A 22,228-nucleotide genomic window follows, 5' to 3' on the forward strand; every position below is an offset into this window, starting at 1 on the left:
TCGACGCCACGTGCCCATGCCCCGACTGTCCAGTGTTTGCCTGACTGCCGCCCTCACCCTGCTCGCCAGCGCCTGCTCCAGCCAGGGCGTGCGCAACGAAAGCGCATCGACGCCGCTGAACGTCGAGGTGCCCACCATCCAGCGCCCCGGCGGCGAGACGCCGGCCTGGTGGTTCCGCGACGGCGCGGCCCAGGCGGCGCAGCGCGGTGCGATGTCGGGCAAGGCCCGGAACGTGATCCTGTTCGTCGGCGACGGCATGAGCCTGACCACCGTCGCCGCCGCGCGCATCCTCGATGGCCAGCGCAAGGGCGGCTCCGGCGAGGAGAACCGACTGAGCTGGGAGCGCTTCCCGGCCACGGCACTGAGCAAGACCTACAACACCAACTCGCAGACGCCCGATTCGGCCGGCACGATGAGCGCCATGGCCACCGGCGTGAAGACCCGCGCCGGCGTGCTCAGCATCGGCCAGCAGGCAGCGCGCGATAACTGTCCGCAGGCATTGCAGGCACCGGTGCTGACGCTATGGGAACTGGCCGCCAGCCAGGGCCTGGGCACCGGCGTGGTCACCACCACCCGCGTCACCCATGCCACGCCCGGCGCGACGTTCACCCACTCGGCCGACCGCAACTGGGAAAACGACACCGACCTGCCCGACGACGCCAAGGCCGCCGGCTGCCTCGACATCGCCCGGCAATTGATCGAAACGCCCTACGGCAACGGCCCCGACGTGCTGATGGGCGGCGGCCGCGGCGAGTTCATGACCGCGCAGCAGTCCGATCCCGAGTACGACGACAAGGTCGGCCAGCGCCTCGACGGCCGCGACCTGATCGCGCAGTGGAAGCAGCGCCACCCGGACGGCAACTACGTCTGGAATGCCCAGCAGTTCGCCGCCGCGCCGACGCAGGGCCCGCTGCTGGGCCTGTTCGAACCCGACCACATGCAGTTCTCCTACGACCGTCCGAAGGACGGCGCCGGCGAGCCGACGCTGGCCGAGATGACCCGCGCCGCGATCACGCGCCTGCAGCACAACCCCAACGGCTACGTGCTGCTGGTCGAAGGCGGCCGCATCGACCACGCCAACCACTACGGCAACGCCTACCGCGCCCTGACCGACACCATCGCCCTGAGCGAAGCGGTGCAGGCCGCCGTCGATGCGACCTCGGCCGACGACACGCTGGTCCTGGTCACGGCCGACCACTCGCACACGCTGAGCTTCGTCGGCTACCCGGTGCGCGGCAATCCGATCCTCGGCAAGGTCCGTGGCGCCAGCGGCGAGGAAGGCGAAGCCGGCGACTATGCCCTCGACTCACAGGGCCTGCCCTACACCACGCTCAGCTACAGCAACGGCCCGGGCTATGTCGGCGCGAGCGCGCAGCAGGGCGAAGGACCGAAGAGGTTCCAGCACACCGTCAGCGGCGTGCAGGTTCCCAAGCGCGGTCGCCCGAACCTTCGCAACGTCGACACCGAGGATCCCGACTACCTGCAGGAGGCGCTGGTACCGATGAGCTCGGAATCGCACGGCGGCGACGACGTCGGCATCTGGGCGCGCGGCCCCGGCAGCGATGCCGTGCGCGGCAGCGTCGAGCAGAACGCGATCTTCCACTTCATGCTGCAGGCGATGCCGAAGCTGCGCGATGGCCTGTGCAAGGCCGGCGACTGCGATCCGCACGGCGTGCCGGTGACGCTGCCGGACCCGGCGAAGTTCCGCTGAGGCCGGCCCGCCGTCGCGGCCTGATCAGAACGGCCTGATCAGAACGGCCTGATCAGAACGGCCTGATCAGAACGGCCTGATCAGAACAGCTTGATCAGAACGGCTTGGCGATCACCAGGTACACGATCGCCACCAGCAGCAACACCGGCAACTCGTTGAACCAGCGCAGTGCCTTCGACGAAGGCAGTGCGCGACCGGCGTCCACGCCCTTGAGCCAGCGCCCGGCGACGATGAAGTACGCCAGCATCACCGCGACCAGCGCGAGCTTGGCGTGCAGCCAGCCGCCGCTGATCCCGAAGTGCAGCCACAGCGTCAGGCCGAGCACGAAAGCCAGGCCGAACATGATGTGGCCGAAGCGATACAGGCGCTTGCCCATCAGCACCAGCCGCGCGCGCACCGCCGCGTCGTCGCCGGCCTCGGCGATGTTGACCAGGATCCGCGGCAGGTAGAACACGCCGCCCATCCAGGCCATTACGAACACGAGGTGGGCGGTCTTGGTCCAGAGATAGGCCATGGGTTCTGCTCCGAAATGCGGGCAATAGGATGGCATACCCGATCTGCGTCATCCCGGCGTACGCGGGGATCCACCGTCCGGTTACGATGCCCCGTCCCGCGCCGGTCGCAATCCATCCAGACGATGAGCAAGCAGTACGACCAGAGTTACTTCGATCGCTGGTACCGCAAGGCCGCCAGCAAGGACCACGCCGTGGGCAGCGGTGCGCGCCTTGCACGCAAGGTCGCCCTTGCCGTGGCCACCGCCGAGTACCACCTGGAACGGCCGATCCGCAGCGTCCTCGACATCGGCTGTGGCGAGGGCGCCTGGCGCGCGCCGCTGCTCAAGCTGCGGCCGAAGCTGCAATACCTGGGGTTCGACAGCAGCCAGTACGCGATCGCCCGCCATGGCGCGCGCCGCAATCTGCACTTCGCCCGCTTCGGCGACTTCCAGCACCTGCGTCCGTGCCCGCCTGTGGACCTGGTGGTCTGCAGCGACGTCATGCATTACCTCGACACCCGCGAACTCGACCGCGGCCTGCCCGCGCTGGCCGAGTTGTGCGGCGGCGTCGCATTCCTGGAAACCTTCACCCGCGAGGACGAGACCGACGGCGACAACGACGATTTCAAGCAGCGGCCCGCGCGCTTCTATCGCCAGCGCTTCCAGGCCCTGGGCCTGATCGCGCTCGGCTCGCATCTGTGGTTGTCGCCTGCGCTCGCCGACCGCCTGGTGGCCCTGGAGCGCCCCGTCTGAAGCGCGTCCTGACGGGCTTTCCCGCCAATTCATCCAGCCATTGGACCGATCCGCTATGCTGCGATGCAGCATGCAGGCATGCCTTCGACGCACCACCCCGCCCTGATCGATAACCGGATTCGACGAATGCTCTATCAGATGCACGAGCTTGGACGCGCCTGGATGGCCCCGATGACTTACTGGGCCGAAGCGAGCGCCAAGATGTTCGGCGCCAATGGCGGGTGGATGGGGTCGTTGCCCGGCGCGGCCCAGGTCGCCGCCGGTTATGAATTGATGTACCGGATCGGCAAGGACTACGAGAAGCCCGAGTTCGGCATCCATTCGATCGACATCGAAGGCGTCGCCTACCCGGTGGTCGAACGCGAGATGCTGCGCAAGCCGTTCTGCCGGCTGCTGCGCTTCAAGCGCTATGCCGACGACGCCGGCAACCTCAAGGACCTCAAGGACGATCCGCCGGTGCTGGTCGTGGCGCCGCTGTCGGGCCATCACGCCACGCTGCTGCGCGACACCGTGCGCACCCTGTTGCGCGACCACAAGGTCTACATCACCGACTGGGTCGACGCGCGCATGGTGCCGACCAGCGACGGCGCGTTCTCGCTCGACGACTACGTCGCCTACATCGAAGAGTTCATCCGCCACATCGGCGCGAAGTCGCTGCACGTGATCAGCGTTTGCCAGCCGACGGTGCCGGTGCTGGCGGCGGTGTCGCTGATGGCTGCGCGCGGCGAGGACACGCCGCGTTCGCTGGTGATGATGGGCGGCCCGATCGACACCCGCCAGAACCCGACCAAGGTCAACGACCTGGCCACCGACAAGCCGCTGTCGTGGTTCGAGAACAACCTGATCCATCATGTGCCGCCGAACTATCCGGGCCATGGCCGTCGCGTCTACCCGGGTTTCCTGCAGCACGCCGGCTTCGTGGCGATGAACCCCGAGCGCCACTTCACCTCGCACTGGGACTACTACCAGGACCTGGTCAAAGGCGACCTCGACGATGCCGCCGCGCATCGCCGCTTCTACGACGAGTACAACGCGGTGCTCGACATGCCGGCCGAGTATTACCTGCAGACCGTGCGCATCGTGTTCCAGGAGCACCTGCTGCCGCGCGGCCTGTGGGACGTCAACGGCGAACGGGTCGATCCGTCGCGCATCCACGGCACCGCCCTGCTGACCATCGAGGGCGAGCTCGACGACATCTCCGGCCAGGGCCAGACGCGTGCTGCGCACACGCTGTGCACCGGCGTGTCCGAGGCCGATCGCGAACATCTCACCGTCAAGGGCGCCGGCCATTACGGCATTTTCAGCGGTCGCCGCTGGCGCACCGAGGTCTATCCGCAGGTGCGCGAGTTCATTGCCCGCTATGCGGTTCCGGCCGACACCACGGTGGACGTCGCCTAAGACACTGGATTCCCGCCTTCGCGGGAATGACGGTGGTCGACTGTCATCCCGGCGAACGCCGGGAACCACTTGCCGACCGTCATCCCGGCGGACGCCGGGATCCATTTGCTCTTGCTACAGCATCAGCTGTACTGCGCCGTCTTGACCAGCATGTGCTTGGCCAGCAGGCCATGCAGCTGCCCGAACAGGCGCACCAGGTGCATCGTTGCGAACAGCAGCAGCACGCCACCGACGATCACCAGCGGCCACAGCCACGGCTCGGATGCGCCGAACACCATGATGTCGTCGACGTACAGGTGCGAGCCGAAGCCCAGCAGCAGTGCGATCGGCGCGGCAATCATCGACAGCGACACGGTCAGGCCAACCACCGTCACCGTGAAGTACAAGATCCCCAGCGGCAGCATCATCAGGAAATACAGCTGCGTCGCCCACGTGCGCGGGTCGATGAAGAGGTCCTTGATGCGCTCCAGCAACGGCTGGCCGCGGCTGCCATAGAGGGGACGGCGCGGCATGCGCTCGCCCAGCATGGTCTCGACGATGCGGCCCTCGACCAGCGACAGCATCTTCACCGAACCGAAGTACAGGATCACGAACGGGATGCCGATGATCAGCACGCCAAGGCCGGCAGACATCGAGATGCCCGTCACCACCCAGGTGAAGTAGAAGATGCCGGTGGCCAGCGACAGCAGCATGTAGAACAGCGCACCGTACGTGCGCGGCTCGGCGATCACGCCGAAGAACTGGCCCAGCATCGACTTGCGCGGCGGCGGCGCCGGCGGTCGCAATGCGGTCTGCACCTTGACCTCGGTGTCGCGATAGATGTCGGCGACCTCCTCCGGCGCGCCATAGCTGCTGGCGACTGCCACGATCACCTCGGCCTCGGTCCTGCCGGGGTTCTCGGCCAGTTCCGAACGCAGGTATTCCTCGGCGTCGTACAACGCGTCCTGCACAAGCGCCGGATCGGCCCCGGCAAGGGAACGGCGCAGGTGTTCGAGGTACTCGGGGATCGTGGTCGGCAGGCCGGCGCTGCTGGAATTGAACGCGTTCATTTGTCAGGTCCTTCAAGGACGGTATCGACGGAATCACGGGTGGCGCGCCAGGCGGTGACCCATTCCTGCAGGACCGCACGGCCAGCTTCGGTGATCTGGTAGTAACGACGGGGCGGTCCCGCCATCGACGGCTCGACGTGGCTGTCGAGCAGGCCGGCGGCACCGAGGTTGCGCAACACCGGGTACAGCGCGCTCTGCTTGCCGCTCAGGACGCCCTCGGTGCGTTCCAGGCGCTTGGCGATCTGGTAGCCGTACATCGGCTCACTCGCCGCGGCCAGCACTGCCAGCAGCACCAGCGACACGGTGCCGGCACTGAGCTCCTTCTGGAATTTGCGCAGCTGGATGTCGAGATCGGTCATGGCGCGGTGTCCACGGAATGGTGCGGGTCGGGGGCCCCGCTATGCTGGTGGCAACACTACTATCAAGTTCTATATACAGAACCTGCCATTAGTAATACCCCCGTTCAGGCCGTTGCCGCCGCCTCCACCGCCACCCTGTTATGCATGGCCTGCGCCGCACTGCAGGCGGCGAGGAGAGCATCGCGATGCCACGGGGTGACAAGTCCGCCTACACCGACAAGCAGAAGCGCCAGGCCGAACACATCGAAGACAGCGAGCGCCAGCAGGGCCGCTCCGAAGAGGCGGCCGAGCGCATCGCCTGGGCGACGGTCAACAAGCAGGACGGCGGCGGCAAGAAGTCCGGCTCCGGCCGCAAGACCGCGAAGAAGGCGACGAAGAAGGCGACGAAGAAAGCCGCGAAACGGCCGGCAAAGAAGGCGGCAAAGAAGGCCACGAAGAAAGCCGCCCGCAAGGCGACGAAGAAGGTTGCAACAAAGGCAACGAAGAAGACCGCCAAGAAGGTAACGCGCAAGCGAGCCTCCAACGGCGCATCGTCCTGATCGATCTGCGACCCCGGTCGATATCCTGACCATCGGCGCGCCTGCGCAGCCGAAAGGGCTGGTGGTGGCGCGGGTGCTGGGCCAGAATCGGCCTGTTCATCTCCGGGGGTTCCATCGTGTCGAAGCCAATGAAGTCGCGTATGTGGCGCAATGCCGTGCTGTCGTCGGCGCTGCTTGCCGCAATGACCGCCATTCCTGCCGTTGCCGCCGTCCCGGAGCCGGCAGCACCGGCAGCGAAGGTCCGTTCGATGCAGGAGATCATCGATGCATCGGCGCCGTCGGACTGGCGCGTGCCTGACCCGAAGAACACGCTGTACGTCGACCTCGACAGCGGCCGTGTCGTGATAGAGCTGGCCCCGGCCTTCGCCCCGGCGCACGTCGCCAACATCCGCGCGATGGCCAAGAACGGCTACTGGAACGCGATGAGCATCAACCGTTCGCAGGACAACTTCGTCGTGCAGTGGGGCGACCCGGCCGAAGAGGACAAGGACCGCAAGCCGATGGGCCGCGGCACCAAGCCCAAGCTGCCGGCGGAGTTCGCACGCAAGGCCGATGGCCTGGCCTTCGACCGCCTGCCCGACAGCGATGGATGGGCACCGGAGGTAGGCTTCTCCAACGGCTTCCCGGCCGGCCGCGATCCGGCCACCAACACGGCCTGGATGGCGCATTGCTACGGCACCGTCGGCGCCGGCCGCGATGTCGCCGCCGATTCCAGCAACGCCACCGAACTGTATGTGGTGACCGGCCAGTCGCCGCGCCAGCTCGACCGCAACATCACCGTCGTCGGCCGCGTCATCAAGGGCATCGAGCTGCTGTCGGTGCTGCCGCGCGGCACCGGCCCGCTGGGGTTCTATGAGAACCCGGCACAGCGCACGCCGATCCGCTCGGTGCGCCTGGCCGCCGATGTGCCGAAGAAGGATCGCGAGGCCATCGAGTTGCTGCGCACCGACACGCCGCTGTTCACCGACCTGGTCGAGTCGCGGCGCAACCGTCGCGACGAGTGGTACAAGCACATGGCCGGCCACATCGACCTGTGCAACGTACCGCTGCCCACGCGTGCACCGCCGGCGAACCCGGTGAAGCCGGCGCCGGCACCGAAGGCCAAGGCGAAGCCGAAGACCAAGAAGGGCTGATCGCGCCCGGGGAAGCATGGGTCCCGGCGTTCGCCGGGACGACGGCCGGGGCAGCATGACGCGCTAGGTTTTTGTCCGCTGCTGCCTCGGTTCGCCTGTCAGCACCTCGTTCTGCAGCACCTCATTCTGGAACAGGCACATCCGCACCACGTCGTGGTAGCGGCCGTCGCTGAAGAACTCCTCGATCAATACGCCTTCGCGGCGGAAGCCGGCTTCGTCGTAGATCCTGATCGCGCGGTCGTTGTCGACGTCGACCAGCAGGTAGAGCTTGTAGAGGTTCAGCACGCGGAAGGCGTAGTTGATCGCCAGCCGCGTCGCCTCGCGGGCGTACCCGTGGTTCTGCTGTTCGGGCGAGATCATGATCAGGAATTCGGCGCGCCGGTGCAGGTGGTCGATCTCGACCAGTTCCACCAGCCCGACGCGCTCGTGCGCGCCGTCCTCGACGATGAAGCGGCGCTCGGACTGGTCATGGATGTGCTTGCGGTACAACTCTTCCAGCTCGACGAACGATTCGTACGGTTCCTCGAACCAGTAGCCCATCACGCTGCGGTTGTTGTTGAGCACGTGGACGAAATGCAGGTCGCCGCGCTCCAGCGGTCGCAGGGTAACGCCGGCCGGTGGGGTCCTGGTATCCATGCCCGCAACCCTACTCCATCGTCGTGACATCCTGGCGCAACCGGTGCGCAACCGGCGCGCCATCACGCGGTCTTATCCCGCCGCTCAATAGCCTGCCAGCGTCCCCCTCCGCAAGGTCCGCGCCATGCCCTTGATGCGTCTTCGAGTGACCGGCAGCGACGACAGTGTCCGCGCCATCAGCAACCTCCTGACGAGCCTGGACGGCATCGAGCACATCGAAGAGGTCGATGACCTGATGTCGCACCTGGACGACGACGATTCCAGTTCCGCCGGCCTAATCGACGACCAGGGTCCGGGCCAGCACGCGCTGGAGATAGAGGCGCCCAACCTGGCGACCGCTGCACGCGTGCGCGACGCGGTCGAGGCGCTCGCCTTCGACCTCGACGTGCTGGTGGAATTCGACACCGAGGAGGACTGACCGCGCGGATCGGCCTGTGGCCTCAGGGCAACGCCTTGAGGGCCGTGGCGATCCCGGGCAGCAGCGCTTTCACGCCTTTGTCCTGCGACAGGTCGGCCTCGACGTAGAGCGCTTCCAGGAACGCGTTCAGATCGTGGCGGCGCGCCAGCCATGCGCTGTCGCGCCAGGCCAGCGACGGATCGCCCAAGCGCGGCAGCAGGGCGGCGAACCAGGCCGACCAGGCCGCCTCGTCGCGGATGCCGCGCTGCGCGGCATACAGCACCGGCGCCGCCATCCGCTGCGGCTCGCCGAAGACGTAGGCGTGGGCACTGGCTGGAACGACCTGCACCGCGACCGCATCGACGATGCGATTCATCTGCGGCGCGTCCAGCGCCGGATTCAGGCTCAGCTGCATCAGCCAGTCGGCACCGTGGGCAACGCCGTGGCGCCAGCCGACATCCGGCTCGAAACCGCGGTAATCACGCACCGACTCGAAGTACACGCTCGCGCGCACCACCATCGTCGCGCGCTCGGCCGGGGTCATCCACGGCGCGATGCGATCGGTGCGCGCCACCTCCGACAGCACCAGCGCCGCGAACGGCCAGCGCACGCCAGCAGGGTCGGGCTCGGCGAGCATCGCGTACAGACGTTCGCGCATCGGTCGCAGCGTTTCAGGCGTCAGTTCGCCCTTGCGCATCCATGCCGACAGGCCTTCGAAGGCGATGCCGTCGCGCAGTTGCGGGTCGGTTTCGCCGAGGCAGTCGAGCAGACCCATGGCGAGCGTGGCGCGTTCACCGGCATCGGCAAGCGCGAACTGCGATTGCTTCAAGGCTTCAAGCAGGTCGCGGCCCCAGCCCGCGGGCGGGCACGCCTCCGCATTGGCAGCCACCGGGATCGACGACAGCAACAACAGCAGCGCGATAGACGCACGTGTACGCCACATCTCAATACCCTCCCCGACGGCGCAGTCGCCGCCATGCCCAGGCCGCGATCAACAGCACGACCGCCAGCGGGATCAGGAATGCGGCGGCGCGGATCGTCCACGCCGTGCCCACGGCCAGCGTCTGGCCGAAATCGCGCAGCGCCTGGCCAATCTCGCCGCGACCGCTTTGTGACGATGGCGGGAAGAACGAGATCGTCAGCTTCTGCGTGTCGATGCGCATGCGGTGCTGCGCCCCTTCCTGCTCGGCCGCCTGCAACTGCGCGTCGACATCGGCCAACTGCCGCGACAGCGCGATCATGTCGGCCACGGCTAGGTCGCGGCGTTGCTGGAAGGCCTGGAGCTGGCTGCGTTCGTTCTGCAGGCGCTGCCGCTGCAGGTCGTTGTCGCGCACCGCAACGGCCAGGTCTTCGGCATGGGTGCGGCGGTGGCCGACTTCGCCATCCTTGCCGGCCATCGCAACCAGCGGTTCGACACCGGCCGGTGCCACACGCACGGTCAGGCTGGCGTTGGGCGAGTCGCCGGCCTGCTGATCGACGTCGAGTACCGTGCAGTCGCCCAGGCGCTGGCTGTTGCAGGCGTCCTGGACCGTCTTCAGCCGCTGCGGAATCTGTTCGGCCGCCAGCCAGATCGAGACATCGTGTTCATAGGCCAGCATCGATCCGGCACGGTTGGCGGTGGGCCGCGCCGAGGCCGACCCGCCGGCGTCCATTGCGTCACGCTTTTCACTGCAGGCCACCAGTGCGACCAGCATCGCCAGCAGGGCTGGCAACAGGACCCCGAGCCGCATTCCGTTCCGCGCCATGTTCGGCATCCCCGCCCCTCGTCGAATGAACGGCGCGACTATGCCACGAGCGGATGCGTGCCTGTTGCCACAACCGGCCTATCATCGGCGCATGCGGGCTGACCGCCGGCACACGATCACTGCAGCGATGACCGACAACAAACCCATCGACCCCTACGACAAGCCTGCCGGCGGCTGGGATGCGCTCAGGAGCTCCTGGCATGCGCTGCGCGAGCAGCAGGTGCTGGTCAAGGGCGCCAACACCCTGTTGCGCGCCAACCAGCCGCGCGGGTTCGACTGCCCGGGCTGTGCCTGGCCCGACCGCAATGTGCACTCGACGTTCGAGTTCTGCGAAAACGGGGTCAAGGCGGTCGCCAACGAAGCCACCTCGAAACGGGTGACGCGGGAATTCTTCGCCGCCAACAGCGTCAGCGAACTGGCGCAGTGGGAAGACCGCCTGCTCGAAGCACAGGGCCGCCTGACCGAGCCGATGATCTATGACCCGGCCAGCGACCACTACCGGCCGCTCGATTGGGACGGCGCATTCGCGCTGGTGGCCGAAGCGCTCAACGCCCTGCCCTCGCCCGACGAGGCGATCTTCTACACCTCCGGCCGCACCTCCAACGAGGCCGCCTTCCTGTACCAGCTGTTCGTGCGCGAGTACGGCACCAACAACCTGCCCGATTGCTCGAACATGTGCCACGAAGCGTCAGGCGTGGCGCTGACCGAGCAGCTCGGCAGCGGCAAGGGCTCGGTCACGCTCGAGGATTTCGAGCACGCCGATGCGATCTTCATCTTCGGCCAGAACCCCGGCACCAACCATCCGCGCATGCTCGGCGAGCTGCGCACCGCGGCGCGCCGTGGCTGCCGCATCGTGGTGTTCAACCCGCTGCGCGAACGTGGACTGGAACGCTTCGCCAACCCGCAATCGCCAGCGGACATGCTCGGCGGCAGTGGCACGCGCATCGCCTCGGAGTACCACCAGCCCCGCATAGGCGGCGACCTCGCGGTGGCGACGGCGCTGTGCAAGGTGGTGGTCGAGCGCGATGCAGTCGATGCCGATTTCATCGCCACCCACACCAGTTGCTTCGACGACTTCGCCGCCGACCTGCGCGCAACCGCCTGGGATGAACTGGAACGCGAGTCCGGCCTCGGCCGCGCCGAGCTCGAACAGGCCGCGCAGACCTACATCGACAGCCCGGCGACGATCCTGTGCTGGGGCATGGGCATCACCCAGCATGCGCGCAGCGTCGCCACGATCCAGATGCTGGCCAACCTGCTGCTCCTGCGCGGCAACATCGGCCGGCCCGGCGCAGGCCCGTGCCCGGTGCGTGGCCACTCCAACGTGCAGGGCGACCGCACGATGGGCATCTACGAGCAACCCTCGCCGCGATTCCTCGACCGCCTCGGCGCCGAGTTCGACTTCCAGCCGCCCCGCGCGCATGGCCACGACACCATCGCCGCGATCGAGGCCATGCACGACGGTCGCGCCGGTGTGTTCTTCGCCATGGGCGGCAACTTCGCCGCGGCCACGCCCGACAGCGCCCGCGTGATCGATGCACTGCGCCGCTGCCAGCTCACCGTGCATGTCAGCACCAAGCTCAACCGCTCGCATCTGGTGCACGGGCGCCAGGCGCTGATCCTGCCGTGCCTGGGCCGCACCGAGATCGATCTGCAGGCGTCGGGCCCGCAGGCGGTGACGGTGGAGGACTCGATGAGCATGGTGCACCTGTCGTCGGGGATGAACCCGCCGGCGTCGGAGCAGTTGCTGTCGGAGCCGGCGATCGTGGCGCGCCTGGCGGCGGCGACCTTGCCGCACAGCCGCACGCCGTGGCTGTGGCTGGTCGAGGATTACGACCGCATCCGCGACCGCATCGCCCGCGTGATCGATGGCTTCGAGGATTTCAATACTCGCGTGCGTGCCTCCGGCGGCTTCCACCTCCGCCATCCCGGACGCGAGCGCGAATTCCCGACGGCCAGCGGCAAGGCGACGTTCCACACGCATGCGCTCACGCGCGCGCTCACGCCTGACTCCCGCGCCCGCGAGCGGGAGAGCGATCGGGGTGAGGGCAAGCTGTTCACGCTGATGACCGTCCGCTCGCACGACCAGTACAACACCACCATCTACGGCCTCGACGATCGCTACCGCGGCGTGCACGGCCTGCGTCGGGTCTGCTTCATCAATGCCGCCGACCTCGAGCGCCTGGGTTTCCAGGATGGCGAGCTGGTCGACATCACATCGGTATGGGCCGACGGCGAGCGCACCGTGACCGCCTTCCGCCTGGTCGAGTACGACATTCCCGAAGGCTGCCTGGCCAGTTACTTCCCCGAGACCAATGCGCTGGTTCCGCTCGATCATCACGCCGAGCGTGCACGCACGCCGGCATCGAAATCGATCCCGGTGCGCCTTGGCCGGAGTCAGGCGGCATGAGCGAGGACACCGCCCTGGCGCTGCTGCAACTGCTCGCGCAGGAGGACGGTCAGTCGATCCATCGCGTCGCCAAGCGCCTGGGAATGAGCCTGAGCGAACTGCAGCGCCTGCTGTCGGCACTGGGCAGCGATCCGCGCTTCGACGGGCTGGATCTGGTGGAGCCGCGCGAGGATGGCGAGCGCACCGTGTTGTGGCTCACCTCGCGGGGGCGGCAACTATGCGGGACCGTGTAAGCGAACCTCTGAGCGACGTGCAGGCGCTGCGCCTGCGCGGCGACACGCGCACGCCGCACGACGACCGCGTCATCGTCGAAACGCCGGTGGCGCTGCTGTACAACGGCGAGCCGTTCGTGGTGATGATGGCCACACCCGAATCGCTGCCCGACTTCGCCCTGGGCTTCGCCCTCAGCGAAGGCATCGTCGCCAGCGCGGGCGAGTTCCGCCTCGTCGATGTCGTCCGCCACGAGCAGGGAATTTCCCTGCACGCGGCCATTCCACAGGCCCGCTTCGACGCTCTGCAGGATCGGCGTCGCGGGATGGAAGGCCGCAGCGGATGCGGTCTGTGCGGCGTCGAGTCGTTGCAGGCGGCCCTGCGCCCGGTACCACGCGTTGCCGCGCCCGCGCCGGTGGGCATGGCGACGATCCAGGCCGCACTGGCCGCCCTTGCCAGTCAGCAACCGCTGAACCAGCACAGCGGCGGCGTGCACGCGGCCGGCTTCGCCCATGCCGGGCGGCTGCTGGTGCGCGAGGACGTCGGCCGCCACAACGCACTCGACAAGCTGATCGGCGCGATGGCGGCGCAGGACCCGCCATTGCGTGCGCAGGACGGATTCCTCGTCATCACCTCGCGCGCCTCCTACGAGATCGTGCACAAGGCGGCGACCGCCGGCATCGCCGTGGTCGTGGCCATTTCCGCCCCGACCGACCTGGCCATACGCACCGCCGAAGCGGCCGGCATCACCTTGGCGGCGTTTGCACGCGGCGAGTTACTTAACGTCTACGCCCACGCCGGTGGCATCGCCGGCGCTCCATGACGGCGCGACGATAAAGCTGCCGGCGAGGAATTCCAGCACCGACTCGTAGTATTTCCTGCGATTCTTCGCGTCGTAGAATCCGTGCGTTTCATCTGACGGGAAATAGCCGCGGAACCTGATCCCCTGCGCCTCCAGGGCCGCGCGCATCTTGCGCAGGTGCTGTGGCGACACGCGGTCGTCGCGCATGCCCTGCACCAGCATCACGCGCGCATCGATCCGGTCGGCATGCGCCGAGGGCGACGCATCGCGCAACTTCGCCATGTCGTCGCCGAGGACCCTGGTGAGGTAAGTGCGCCCCCATCGCGAGCGGTGCGTATCGCCCCAATCGAATATGGTCGGCAGGTCGTAGGGGCCGGCCATGCCGATCACGCAGCGGTACGTGCCCGGCTCGCGCACCGCGCCCATCAGCGCGGCGTAGCCGCCGTAACTTTCTCCCCAGATGCAGATGCGCGATGGATCCACGCCGGCATGCTCGATCGCCCAGTGCGTGGCGTCTGTGATGTCGTCCTGCATGGCGCGCCCCCATTGTCGGTAGCCCGCCTCCTCGAAGCTGCGGCCGCGCCCGTCGGAGCCGCGGAAGTTCACCCGCAGCACCGCGTAGCCGTGCGTCGCCAGCAGCTGTGCGTCGTCGTTGTAGGTCCAGCTGTCGGACACGCCGAAGGGCCCGCCGTGCGGCATCAGCACCAGCGGATGCAATCCGTCGCCCTGCGGCCGGTTGAGCCAGCCGGCGATTTCAAGGCCATCGCGGGCCTTGAACCGCACCGCTTCCACCGGCCGCATCGACGCCGCCTGCAGCCACGGCCGAGTCCGCGCCAGCAGTTTCATGTCGCCACTGGCCGGTTCGAGCAGGTAGTAGCGCGCAGGCTCTACCGCGCTCTGCACCGTCACCAGCACCTTGCGCCCGTCGCGACTGGCGCTGGTCACGCGCGCCAGCTCGCCGGGGAACGTCTGGATCAGCTCGCGCGACAGCGCGGCGTGCGGATGGCTTTCGTCGAAGAAGGCGATGCGCGGCTTCATCCCGCCGTAGACGGCGCCGATGGGCTCGTGCCCGTCGAACGACCACACCAGCGCCTGCGGATCCTCGTTGTCGTCGCCGGCCACGGTGTCGCGGGCGCCCGTCTGCAGGTCGATGCGTTCGATGACGTCGCCGCCCTTGAGCCGCTCGCTCCAGAGAAAGCCATAACGGCGGTCGTAGCTGGTGCCGATCGGCGTGGTTTCGATCCCGGACACGGCCTCGTCATTGATCGATTGCCACTGACCATCGCGCAGCAGGAAGACCTGCTGGCGATCGTCGTCGTCGCGGTTCCAGCTGAAGCGCACGGTGCCGGCACGGTCGGCGAGGAAGTCGGCGTCCGGCACCGGCGCATCGACGATCTCCTCGCGCTGGCCCAGGCCATCGGTGCGCGCCTTGCGCACGCGCGTCCAGCAATGGCCGAGGGTGACCTTGCGGCAGTCGGCGGTCAGCACGTGCTCCGGATCGTCGATCAACGGGTCGATCACATAACCTTCGAATGCCCGACCGCTACGACCGTCGACGTCGAGTGTGTACTGGTTGGGCAAACGGTAGGGCTGTTCGAGCGAGCCAAAGCGCATCGAGACCGATGCGAACAGGCGGGTATCGGACACCCAGAATCCGGAGTCGACGAAGCCGTCCTTGCCCGGATCCAGCGTGGCAACGATCTTCAGGTCGCTTGCGCGCAGGATGACCATCACCGTTCGCTCTTCCAGCGGCACCCGCGCGGCCAGGTAGTCGCCGCGGGGCGACAGGGTCATCGATTCGAACTGCGCAAGGCGCAGGAAATCGTCGAGCGCCGGTGCAGCCGGCCTTGCCGGCGCGGCCGGCGACGCTGCCGACGTGGTCGCCGGCCACGCACAGTTGAACCCGGCCAGCAGCAGCGCCGCGGCCATCCTGAGCTTGCTCATCCTTTCCCCAATCCCCGACCCCTCCCCGGGGCCTTCCTGGCCGCGACTCTAGCGCGCCACGCCGGTCGCGCGACAGGACCCAGGGCGGCAGGGCGACAGATTCGGCAAGGTCGTCGGCGCCCGACTCAACCAACGGCCCATGCCGCCGGGTCGCCACTGGCGATACTCTGGGGAGATCGCGGCCTGCCGCCTGTTCCGAGACCTGCCATGCGTTCGTTGCGCCCCCCCCTTCTCGCCGTCGCCGTGCTCAGCGCGACCCTGGCCGCCTGCCAGCCGCAGACCCCGCCGGCTCCGGCCGACACCGCCGCCACGGCGCCTGCCGCCCCTGCCTCCGATGCCGCCACCGATGCACGCTTCGCCGAGCTGTCGCAGCGCTGGCTCGACGGCTGGCTGCAGCTCAACCCGGTCAGCGCCACGCAGATCGGCAAGCACGACTTCGACAGCGAGGTCGACGACCTCAGCGCGGCCGGCCGCACCAAGCTGGTCGACTTCAGCAAGAAGCTGCTGACCGAGCTCGATGCGATCGACACCAGCAAGCTCTCGCGCGAGAACCAGATCGACGCATCGATCCTGCGCAACCAGATCCGCGGCGACATCTGGGGCATCGAGACGCTGCAGAGCTGGGCCTGGGATCCGCAGGTCTACAGCGGCCTGGCCGGTGGCGCGATCTACAACCTGATGGCGCGCGACTTCGCGCCGATGCCGCAGCGGCTGAAGTCGGCCACCGCGCGCATGCAGAAGATCCCGGGCATCTACGCGCAGATGCGCGAGAATCTGGACCCGGCACGGGTGCCGTCGATCCACGCCGAGACCGTCGCCAAGCAGAACGCCGGCGTGCTCAGCCTGATCGACACCTTCATCGTCCCCAACGCCGACCAGCTCAAGGGCGAGGACCGCAAGCAGCTCGACGCCGCCATCGCCGGCCTGCGCAAGGCCGTCGCCGAGCAGCAGACCTGGCTCGACAAGACCCTGGTGCCCAACGCCAAGGGCGACTTCCGCATCGGCCAGACGCTGTATGACGAGAAGCTGCAGTTCTCGCTGAACTCCTCGCTGTCGCGTGCGCAGATCAAGCAGCGCGCCGAGTCCGAGCTCAAGCGCGTGCGCGGCGAGATGTACGCCGTCGCCCAGACCGTGCTCAAGGACAAGCCGAACGCGCCCGAGCTCCCGGCCAACCCGAACGCCGACCAGCAGCAGAAGGCGATCGAGGCCGCACTCGAACTGGCCTACGCCGACAAGCCGGCACGCAACGAGGTGGTCGATTTCGCCAAGAAGACCCTGGCCGAGGCGACCGACTTCACCCGCAAGCACGACCTGGTCACCGTGCCCAACGACCCGGTCAAGATCATCCTGATGCCGGAATTCCAGCGCGGCGTCGCCGTTGCCTACTGCGATTCGCCCGGTCCGCTCGACAAGGGCCTGGACACCTACTACGCGATCTCGCCGATTCCCGACGACTGGGACGACAAGCAGGCCGATTCGTTCCTGCGCGAATACAACAGCCGCATGATCCACCTGCTGTCGATCCACGAGGCGATGCCGGGCCACTACCTGGAAGGCGCGCATTCGGCCAAGTCGCATTCGACGCTGCGTTCGGTGTTGCGTTCGGGCCTGTTCGCCGAAGGCTGGGCGGTCTACACCGAGGACATGATGGCCGACGCGGGCTATCTCGATAACGACCCGCTGTTCCGCCTGGTGCAGCTCAAGTTCTACCTGCGCACGATCGCCAACGCGATCCTCGACCAGGGCGTGCACGTGGACAACTGGAGCCGCGAGCAGGCGATGGAGCTGATGACGAAGCAGGCGTTCCAGCAGGAGCGTGAAGCGGCCGGCAAGTGGGTGCGTGCGCAGCTGACCTCGGCGCAGCTGCCGACGTACTTCGTCGGTGCGCAGGAGCACTTCGACATGCGCAAGGCGGTGGAGGCCAAGCTCGGCGACAAGTTCAACGCCAAGGCCTACCACGACCAGGTGCTGTCGTACGGCGCGCCGCCGGTACGTTTCGTCCGCGAAATGATGCTGGACGAACCGATCAAGTGACGTTCTGACCCACGCGCTCCGCTTCCGCAAGCGCCCAACCCCTCTCCCGCACGCGGGAGAGGGGCTTTCGTTTCCGCTATCCTCCCGGTTCCCACGCGAGGAACCCGCCATGTCCCCCGGCAGCACGGTCATCCCCACCCTGGTCTACCGCGACGCCCCCAAGGCCATCGACTGGCTGTGCGACGCGTTCGGCTTCCAGCGCAATGCCGTCTACGCCGACGGCGATGTCGTCCTCCACGCCCAGCTCGTCCATGGCACCGGCACCGGAAGGGGCATGATCATGCTCGGCTCGGCCAACAAGGACGGCGACTGGTCGAAGCTGATGATCCATCCCGACGAAACCGGACAGCGCGCCACGCAGAGCATCTGCGTGATCGTCGTCGACGCCGACGCCCACTACGCGCAGGCGACGAAGTGCGGCGCGCAGATCGTGATCGACATCGCCGACCAGCCTTATGGCGGCCGCGGTTACGCCTGTCGCGACCTCGAAGGCCATCTGTGGTGGTTCGGCACCTACGATCCGTGGAAGGACGCCTGAGCGATGGATGAGTTCGGCAGCGGTCCCAAGGCGGTCGATGGCATCCGTGCCGGTGTCGGCGGCTGGACCTACGCGCCATGGCGCGACAACTTCTACCCGAAAGGTCTGGTGCAGCGGCGCGAGCTCGAATACGCCAGCCGCCACCTGAGCGCGATCGAGGTCAACGGCACCTTCTACGGTTCGCAGAAACCGGCGACCTACGCCAAGTGGGCCGCGGAAACGCCCGAGGGTTTCCTGTTCTCGGCCAAGGCGCCGATGCGGATCATGCAGTCGCGCACGCTGGTCAAGACCGGCCCGCAGATCGAGGACTTCCTCGGCGGCATCGCCTCGCTCGGCGACCGGCTCGGGCCGATCGTCTGGCAATTCGACCAGGGACCGCCGCTGCAGCGCGACGTTTTTGCCGAATTCCTCGCCCTGCTTCCTGCCGAAGTGGGAGGTCGGCGGCTGCGCCATGTCCTCGACGTGCGCGACCCGGCATTCGTCGACCAGGACTATGTGACGCTGCTGCGCAAGCATGGTTTTGCCGGCGTGTTCACCGACTCGTCCGAGCATCCATCGTTCGCCGACGTCACCGCCGACTTCGTCTACGCGCGGCTGATGCAGACGCGCAGCGACATCCCCGACGGCTATCCCGATGCCGAACTCGACCGCTGGACGGCGCGTGCGCGCGAATGGGCGCAGGGCGGGCAACCGGCCGACCTGCCGTACCTTGCAGCGCAGCAGGCCGGGGCCGGGAAGCGTGATGTGTTCGTCTATTTCATCAGCGCCGCCAAGGAGCGCAATCCGGCAGCGGCGATGGCGTTGCTGCGCCGGCTGGGGGCCTGAGGGCGAGCTGCCTCCCGTCGAAACCCGGGGCATGGCCGATCCCTGCCAATCGGCACTCTCCCGGCGCGCTCGCAACAGGGTCACAATCCGTCCTCCTGTGCCGGAAGAGATCACGCCATGAGCAACCGTCGCGAGTTCATTTCCACCGCCGCCCTGACAGCCGCAGGCATCGCCTTCGCGCCCTTGGCGGCGTGCAGCAAGGAAACCGAACCGGGCGCGGCGACCGACGCCGCGCCGCCGCCGTTCAAGGGCCCGCTGATTACGCGCGCGGTGCCATCGAGCGGCGAGAAGATCCCCGTCATCGGCATGGGCACGTCCGGCAGTTTCGAGGTCGGTTCCGAACCGCCGGCGCGCGCACAGTTGCGCGAAGTGCTCGACACCTTCGTCGCGGCCGGCGGCAGGCTCATCGACACCGCCCCGACCTACTCCACCGCCGAAGACGTGCTCGGCGACCTGGTCGCCGACGCCCGGGCACGCGAGAAACTGTTCATCGCCACCAAGCTGTCGGGCGTCAGCGGCAGGGACCAGGGCCTGGCCCAGTTCGAGGATTCGCTGCGCCGGCTCAAGACCGACAAGGTCGAACTGCTGCAGGTCCACAACCTGCGCGACACGGCCACGCAGATTGGAGTGGCGCGCGAGTTGAAGCAGCAAGGCAAGACCCGCTACGTCGGCCTTACCCATTACCGCGAGGAAGGCCAGTCGCAATTGGCCGAGGAAATGCGCCAGTACAAGCCCGACTGGGTGCAGATCAACTACTCGCCGGTGTCGCGCGGGGCCGAGAAGGCGATCTTCCCGCTGGCGCAGGAGCTGGGCATCGCGGTGATGATCAACCGCGCCTTCGAGGACGGCCAGCTGATTTCGCAGACGCGCGACAAGCCGCTGCCGGCGTGGGCGGCCGAGGTCGGCGCCGATTCGTGGGCGCAGCTGATCCTCAAGTTCGTCCTCAGCCATCCGGCGGTGACGGTGGTGATACCGGCCACGTCCAAGGCGCGCCATCAGACCGACAACCTGAAGGCGGGCACCGGCGAGCTGCTCGACGCAAAGCAGCGCGACGCGCTGGTCGCGGCGCTGGCCTGACGGATGGCGAACTGGACCCACAAGATCGCCGCCCTCTTCGGCGTGACCGAAGAGGAAACGCCGCCGGTGCTGGCCGGGGCCCTGGTCTTCTTCCTGCTGTTCGCCGGCTATTTCATGCTGCGGCCGGTGCGCGAGACCATGGGCGTCGCCGGTGGCGTCGACAACCTGCAGTGGCTGTTCACCGGCACCTTCGTCGCGACGCTGGCGGTGATGCCGCTGTTCGGCTGGATCGCGGCCAAGGTGCAGCGGCGACACATCCTGCCGTGGACGTTCGGTTTCTTCGCCGCCAACCTGGTGGTGTTCGCGCTGTGCTTCCAGGCCGATCCCGAGAACCTGTGGGTCGCGCGCACGTTCTACATCTGGATCTCGGTGTTCAACCTGATCGCGGTGTCGGTGGTGTGGAGCGTGTGCGTGGACCTGTTCCCGACCGCACAGGCCAAGCGTGTGTTCGCGCTGATGGCCGCCGGCGCCAGCCTCGGCGGACTGGTCGGGCCGCTGCTGGGCATCGCGCTGGTGGAGCAGATCGGCCACGCCGGGCTGCTGTGGCTGGCGGCAGCGCTGCTGGTCGCGGCCATCTTCGCCGCGCGCCACCTGCAACGCTGGCGCGACGCCCATCCCGTGCGCGAGGAACTCACCGCCGGCGCGCGTGCGCGCCCGCTCGGGGGCAGCCCGCTGGCCGGCATCACCACGGTGATGCGCTCGCCCTACCTGCTCGGCATTTCCGCGTTCGTGCTGTTGCTGGCCAGCGTCAGCACCTTCCTCTACTTCGAACAGGCGCGCCTGATCGAACTGCGCTTCCCCGACCGCGCCGACCAGACGCAGGTGTTCGGCACGATCGATGTGATCGTGCAGAGTCTGACCATCGCCTCGCAGCTGTTCCTCACCGGGCGCCTGGTGCAACGACTGGGGCTGGGTGCGCTGCTGGTCGCGGTACCGCTGGTGACCATGCTCGGCTTCCTCTGGCTCGCGCTGGCGCCGACGTTCGCGGTGATGGCGGTGGTGATGGTGGTGCGACGATTCGGCGAGTACGCCTTCGTCCGGCCGGGCCGCGAGATGCTGTTCACCGTCGTCCCGACCGAGGCCAAGTACAAGGCCAAGAGTTTCATCGACTCGGTGGTTTACCGCGGCGCCGATGCGGTCAGTGGCTGGGCCAAGACGTTCGTCGACATGCTCGCGCAGCAGCCGGCCATCGCAGCGCTGGTGGGCGCGGCCATCGCCCTGGCCTGGGCGGTGACGGGTGCGAGCCTGGCGCGTGCGCAGGCACGGATTGCCGACGAGCCGGACGAGCTATAGCCGCGCCATCGCGCGCACGGGGAACGTGCCCGCGCCCTTCACCTTCGGCGGGATCGCGCTGAAGGCGAAGCCTTCGTCCGGCAGCGCCGACAGGTTGCACAGGTGCTCGACGATGAGGATGTCGGCACCCAGCAGGGTCGTGTGCACCGGACGTTCGCCGCCGCGGGTGTCGTCGATGTTCATCGAGTCGATGCCGACCAGGGCGACGCCGCAGTCGCGCAGATAGGCGGCCGCGTCTTCGGTCAGGAACGGGTGGTCGACGGCGTAGGCGGCTTCGCGCCAATGGGCGTCCCAGCCGGTGTGGACGAGCACGGCGCGGCCGCGCAGTTCCTTGTCGCGGAACCAGGAAGCTTCGATGGCGCGGACTTCGCGATGGTCGGCACGGACGACGATGCCGTCGAGGTCGGCGAACGCCGCGATTCTCACTTGCGACAGATCCTTGCCGTGCGCGTACCGGTGCGACGGGCAGTCGATGTAGGTGCCGGTGTTGGCGACCATCTCGATCTTCGCGATCTGGAACTGCGTGCCCGCCGCGTACTTCTCGCGCGATTGCTCGCGGCTGAGGTAGTCGCAGACGCGTGCCGCCGGCAGGCCGGGGTAGGTGACCAGGCCGTCCTCGATCACGTGGCTGAGGTCGACGTACACGCGGCCGCTTGATGCGCTTTCCGCCTTGCGCTTGTGCGGCTCGGTGATGATCTTCTTGTTGAGGATGCGGGCGGGGCCGACCATCAACAGGCGCAGGTCGCGGACGATGTAGTCGACCAGGGCCGCATCGGCGATGTCGTCGCCATCGATGTCGAGGCGGAAGTCCTGGCCCTGGATGCCGCCGCCGTTGGTGAATTCCAGGTCGAAGTCGAAAACTACGCGCTTGTCGGGCATGGG

22 protein-coding genes are annotated in these 22,228 nt (G+C 67.7%); 14 read left to right on the forward strand and 8 right to left on the reverse strand.

The genetic code is table 11. The features are described 5' to 3' along the window. The first annotated feature begins 16 nt into the window (after window positions 1–16). Entirely contained in the window at window positions 17–1,711 is a 1,695-nt protein-coding gene (locus AB4Y64_RS16035) for an alkaline phosphatase (RefSeq protein WP_441817465.1), read from the forward strand. 94 nt (window positions 1,712–1,805) lie between these two features. Here the strand turns inward: AB4Y64_RS16035 and AB4Y64_RS16040 are convergent, their stop codons facing one another. Beyond that, complete coding sequence (locus AB4Y64_RS16040) at window positions 1,806–2,225, reverse strand: CopD family protein (RefSeq protein ID WP_441817466.1); 420 nt, start codon at window positions 2,223–2,225, stop codon at window positions 1,806–1,808. 123 nt (window positions 2,226–2,348) lie between these two features. On the opposite strand from AB4Y64_RS16040, the gene AB4Y64_RS16045 reads away from it, so the two are divergent. Together AB4Y64_RS16045 and AB4Y64_RS16050 are read left to right on the forward strand one after the other, a co-directional pair. After that, window positions 2,349–2,957 carry a class I SAM-dependent DNA methyltransferase gene (locus AB4Y64_RS16045; protein ID WP_441817467.1) on the forward strand — a complete coding sequence of 203 codons (609 nt, stop codon included), beginning with the start codon at window positions 2,349–2,351 and terminating at the stop codon, window positions 2,955–2,957. Between the two features lie 126 nt (window positions 2,958–3,083). Beyond that, window positions 3,084–4,355, forward strand: a complete 1,272-nt coding sequence (locus AB4Y64_RS16050) for a polyhydroxyalkanoate depolymerase (RefSeq protein WP_441817468.1) — start codon at window positions 3,084–3,086, stop codon at window positions 4,353–4,355. A gap of 122 nt (window positions 4,356–4,477) precedes the next feature. On the opposite strand, the gene AB4Y64_RS16055 is transcribed toward AB4Y64_RS16050, so the two are convergent. After that, window positions 4,478–5,404, reverse strand: a complete 927-nt coding sequence (locus AB4Y64_RS16055) for a sensor domain-containing protein (RefSeq protein WP_441817469.1) — start codon at window positions 5,402–5,404, stop codon at window positions 4,478–4,480. After that, window positions 5,401–5,763 (reverse strand): PadR family transcriptional regulator, encoded by a 363-nt coding sequence (locus AB4Y64_RS16060; protein ID WP_441817470.1) that lies wholly within the window; start codon window positions 5,761–5,763, stop codon window positions 5,401–5,403. The genes AB4Y64_RS16055 and AB4Y64_RS16060 overlap by 4 nt, the downstream gene beginning before the upstream one ends. Before the next feature lie 185 nt (window positions 5,764–5,948). Between AB4Y64_RS16060 and AB4Y64_RS16065 the strand changes: the two genes are divergently transcribed. Both AB4Y64_RS16065 and AB4Y64_RS16070 read left to right on the forward strand, forming a co-directional pair. Beyond that, complete coding sequence (locus AB4Y64_RS16065; protein WP_441817471.1) at window positions 5,949–6,302, forward strand: hypothetical protein; 354 nt, start codon at window positions 5,949–5,951, stop codon at window positions 6,300–6,302. 128 nt (window positions 6,303–6,430) lie between these two features. Beyond that, window positions 6,431–7,435 (forward strand): peptidylprolyl isomerase, encoded by a 1,005-nt coding sequence (locus AB4Y64_RS16070; protein WP_441817472.1) that lies wholly within the window; start codon window positions 6,431–6,433, stop codon window positions 7,433–7,435. Window positions 7,436–7,498: 63 nt separating this feature from the next. On the opposite strand, the gene speG is transcribed toward AB4Y64_RS16070, so the two are convergent. Then, the gene (gene speG, locus AB4Y64_RS16075) at window positions 7,499–8,071 is read right to left on the reverse strand and encodes a spermidine N1-acetyltransferase (protein ID WP_441817473.1); all 573 of its coding nucleotides are present in this window, start codon (window positions 8,069–8,071) and stop codon (window positions 7,499–7,501) included. Window positions 8,072–8,195: 124 nt separating this feature from the next. On the opposite strand from speG, the gene AB4Y64_RS16080 reads away from it, so the two are divergent. Continuing rightward, complete coding sequence (locus AB4Y64_RS16080) at window positions 8,196–8,489, forward strand: hypothetical protein (protein ID WP_241918785.1); 294 nt, start codon at window positions 8,196–8,198, stop codon at window positions 8,487–8,489. Window positions 8,490–8,511: 22 nt separating this feature from the next. Here AB4Y64_RS16080 and AB4Y64_RS16085 read toward each other — a convergent pair whose 3' ends face one another. After that, complete coding sequence (locus tag AB4Y64_RS16085; RefSeq protein ID WP_441817474.1) at window positions 8,512–9,411, reverse strand: DUF2785 domain-containing protein; 900 nt, start codon at window positions 9,409–9,411, stop codon at window positions 8,512–8,514. Between the two features lies 1 nt (window position 9,412). After that, complete coding sequence (locus tag AB4Y64_RS16090; protein WP_441817475.1) at window positions 9,413–10,213, reverse strand: DUF4349 domain-containing protein; 801 nt, start codon at window positions 10,211–10,213, stop codon at window positions 9,413–9,415. Between the two features lie 127 nt (window positions 10,214–10,340). Here AB4Y64_RS16090 and AB4Y64_RS16095 point away from each other — a divergent pair, with 127 nt between their 5' ends. From AB4Y64_RS16095 to fdhD, 3 genes are read left to right on the forward strand one after another with little or no spacing between them, the layout of a single operon-like run. Beyond that, the gene (locus AB4Y64_RS16095) at window positions 10,341–12,623 is read left to right on the forward strand and encodes an FdhF/YdeP family oxidoreductase (RefSeq protein ID WP_441817476.1); all 2,283 of its coding nucleotides are present in this window, start codon (window positions 10,341–10,343) and stop codon (window positions 12,621–12,623) included. Next, complete coding sequence (locus tag AB4Y64_RS16100) at window positions 12,620–12,856, forward strand: helix-turn-helix domain-containing protein (RefSeq protein ID WP_441817477.1); 237 nt, start codon at window positions 12,620–12,622, stop codon at window positions 12,854–12,856. Before AB4Y64_RS16095 ends, AB4Y64_RS16100 begins: the two co-directional genes overlap by 4 nt. Next, on the forward strand, window positions 12,841–13,656 hold the full coding sequence (gene fdhD / locus AB4Y64_RS16105; RefSeq protein ID WP_441817478.1) for a formate dehydrogenase accessory sulfurtransferase FdhD: 816 nt from the start codon (window positions 12,841–12,843) through the stop codon (window positions 13,654–13,656). The genes AB4Y64_RS16100 and fdhD overlap by 16 nt, the downstream gene beginning before the upstream one ends. Here fdhD and AB4Y64_RS16110 read toward each other — a convergent pair. Beyond that, window positions 13,609–15,579: an alpha/beta hydrolase family protein gene (locus tag AB4Y64_RS16110; RefSeq protein WP_441817479.1), complete on the reverse strand. Its 1,971-nt coding sequence runs from the start codon at window positions 15,577–15,579 to the stop codon at window positions 13,609–13,611. The two genes, fdhD and AB4Y64_RS16110, sit on opposite strands and share 48 nt — an antisense overlap. 216 nt (window positions 15,580–15,795) lie before the next feature. Between AB4Y64_RS16110 and AB4Y64_RS16115 the strand changes: the two genes are divergently transcribed. From AB4Y64_RS16115 to AB4Y64_RS16135, 5 genes are all read left to right on the forward strand, one after another. Next, a complete protein-coding gene (locus tag AB4Y64_RS16115; RefSeq protein WP_441817555.1) occupies window positions 15,796–17,613 on the forward strand; it encodes a DUF885 domain-containing protein in 1,818 nt (605 codons plus the stop codon). Window positions 17,614–17,722: 109 nt separating this feature from the next. Next, entirely contained in the window at window positions 17,723–18,151 is a 429-nt protein-coding gene (locus AB4Y64_RS16120) for a VOC family protein (RefSeq protein WP_441817480.1), read from the forward strand. 3 nt (window positions 18,152–18,154) lie between these two features. Next, on the forward strand, window positions 18,155–18,976 hold the full coding sequence (locus tag AB4Y64_RS16125; RefSeq protein WP_441817481.1) for a DUF72 domain-containing protein: 822 nt from the start codon (window positions 18,155–18,157) through the stop codon (window positions 18,974–18,976). Between the two features lie 117 nt (window positions 18,977–19,093). Next, window positions 19,094–20,053, forward strand: coding sequence for an aldo/keto reductase (locus AB4Y64_RS16130; RefSeq protein WP_441817482.1), 960 nt, complete (start codon window positions 19,094–19,096; stop codon window positions 20,051–20,053). 3 nt (window positions 20,054–20,056) lie between these two features. Beyond that, a complete protein-coding gene (locus AB4Y64_RS16135) occupies window positions 20,057–21,346 on the forward strand; it encodes an NTP/NDP exchange transporter (protein WP_441817483.1) in 1,290 nt (429 codons plus the stop codon). On the opposite strand, the gene AB4Y64_RS16140 is transcribed toward AB4Y64_RS16135, so the two are convergent. Continuing rightward, entirely contained in the window at window positions 21,341–22,225 is an 885-nt protein-coding gene (locus AB4Y64_RS16140) for a cyclase family protein (RefSeq protein ID WP_441817484.1), read from the reverse strand. The two genes, AB4Y64_RS16135 and AB4Y64_RS16140, sit on opposite strands and share 6 nt — an antisense overlap. Between the last annotated feature and the right edge of the window lie 3 nt (window positions 22,226–22,228).

Source organism: Lysobacter sp. TAF61 (assembly GCF_052113485.1).
Taxonomy (GTDB): domain Bacteria; phylum Pseudomonadota; class Gammaproteobacteria; order Xanthomonadales; family Xanthomonadaceae; genus Lysobacter_J.

Excerpts from the sequence above, each read along its gene's own strand:
- AB4Y64_RS16035 (WP_441817465.1), top strand. The coding sequence starts at position 17 with ATGCCCCGACTGTCCAGTGTTTGCCTGACTGCCGCCCTCACCCTGCTC.
- AB4Y64_RS16040 (WP_441817466.1), bottom strand. The coding sequence starts at position 2,225 with ATGGCCTATCTCTGGACCAAGACCGCCCACCTCGTGTTCGTAATGGCC.
- AB4Y64_RS16045 (WP_441817467.1), top strand. The coding sequence starts at position 2,349 with ATGAGCAAGCAGTACGACCAGAGTTACTTCGATCGCTGGTACCGCAAG.
- AB4Y64_RS16050 (WP_441817468.1), top strand. The coding sequence starts at position 3,084 with ATGCTCTATCAGATGCACGAGCTTGGACGCGCCTGGATGGCCCCGATG.
- AB4Y64_RS16055 (WP_441817469.1), bottom strand. The coding sequence starts at position 5,404 with ATGAACGCGTTCAATTCCAGCAGCGCCGGCCTGCCGACCACGATCCCC.
- AB4Y64_RS16060 (WP_441817470.1), bottom strand. The coding sequence starts at position 5,763 with ATGACCGATCTCGACATCCAGCTGCGCAAATTCCAGAAGGAGCTCAGT.
- AB4Y64_RS16065 (WP_441817471.1), top strand. The coding sequence starts at position 5,949 with ATGCCACGGGGTGACAAGTCCGCCTACACCGACAAGCAGAAGCGCCAG.
- AB4Y64_RS16070 (WP_441817472.1), top strand. The coding sequence starts at position 6,431 with ATGAAGTCGCGTATGTGGCGCAATGCCGTGCTGTCGTCGGCGCTGCTT.
- speG (WP_441817473.1), bottom strand. The coding sequence starts at position 8,071 with ATGGATACCAGGACCCCACCGGCCGGCGTTACCCTGCGACCGCTGGAG.
- AB4Y64_RS16080 (WP_241918785.1), top strand. The coding sequence starts at position 8,196 with ATGCCCTTGATGCGTCTTCGAGTGACCGGCAGCGACGACAGTGTCCGC.
- AB4Y64_RS16085 (WP_441817474.1), bottom strand. The coding sequence starts at position 9,411 with ATGTGGCGTACACGTGCGTCTATCGCGCTGCTGTTGTTGCTGTCGTCG.
- AB4Y64_RS16090 (WP_441817475.1), bottom strand. The coding sequence starts at position 10,213 with ATGGCGCGGAACGGAATGCGGCTCGGGGTCCTGTTGCCAGCCCTGCTG.
- AB4Y64_RS16095 (WP_441817476.1), top strand. The coding sequence starts at position 10,341 with ATGACCGACAACAAACCCATCGACCCCTACGACAAGCCTGCCGGCGGC.
- AB4Y64_RS16100 (WP_441817477.1), top strand. The coding sequence starts at position 12,620 with ATGAGCGAGGACACCGCCCTGGCGCTGCTGCAACTGCTCGCGCAGGAG.
- fdhD (WP_441817478.1), top strand. The coding sequence starts at position 12,841 with ATGCGGGACCGTGTAAGCGAACCTCTGAGCGACGTGCAGGCGCTGCGC.
- AB4Y64_RS16110 (WP_441817479.1), bottom strand. The coding sequence starts at position 15,579 with ATGAGCAAGCTCAGGATGGCCGCGGCGCTGCTGCTGGCCGGGTTCAAC.
- AB4Y64_RS16120 (WP_441817480.1), top strand. The coding sequence starts at position 17,723 with ATGTCCCCCGGCAGCACGGTCATCCCCACCCTGGTCTACCGCGACGCC.
- AB4Y64_RS16125 (WP_441817481.1), top strand. The coding sequence starts at position 18,155 with ATGGATGAGTTCGGCAGCGGTCCCAAGGCGGTCGATGGCATCCGTGCC.
- AB4Y64_RS16130 (WP_441817482.1), top strand. The coding sequence starts at position 19,094 with ATGAGCAACCGTCGCGAGTTCATTTCCACCGCCGCCCTGACAGCCGCA.
- AB4Y64_RS16135 (WP_441817483.1), top strand. The coding sequence starts at position 20,057 with ATGGCGAACTGGACCCACAAGATCGCCGCCCTCTTCGGCGTGACCGAA.
- AB4Y64_RS16140 (WP_441817484.1), bottom strand. The coding sequence starts at position 22,225 with ATGCCCGACAAGCGCGTAGTTTTCGACTTCGACCTGGAATTCACCAAC.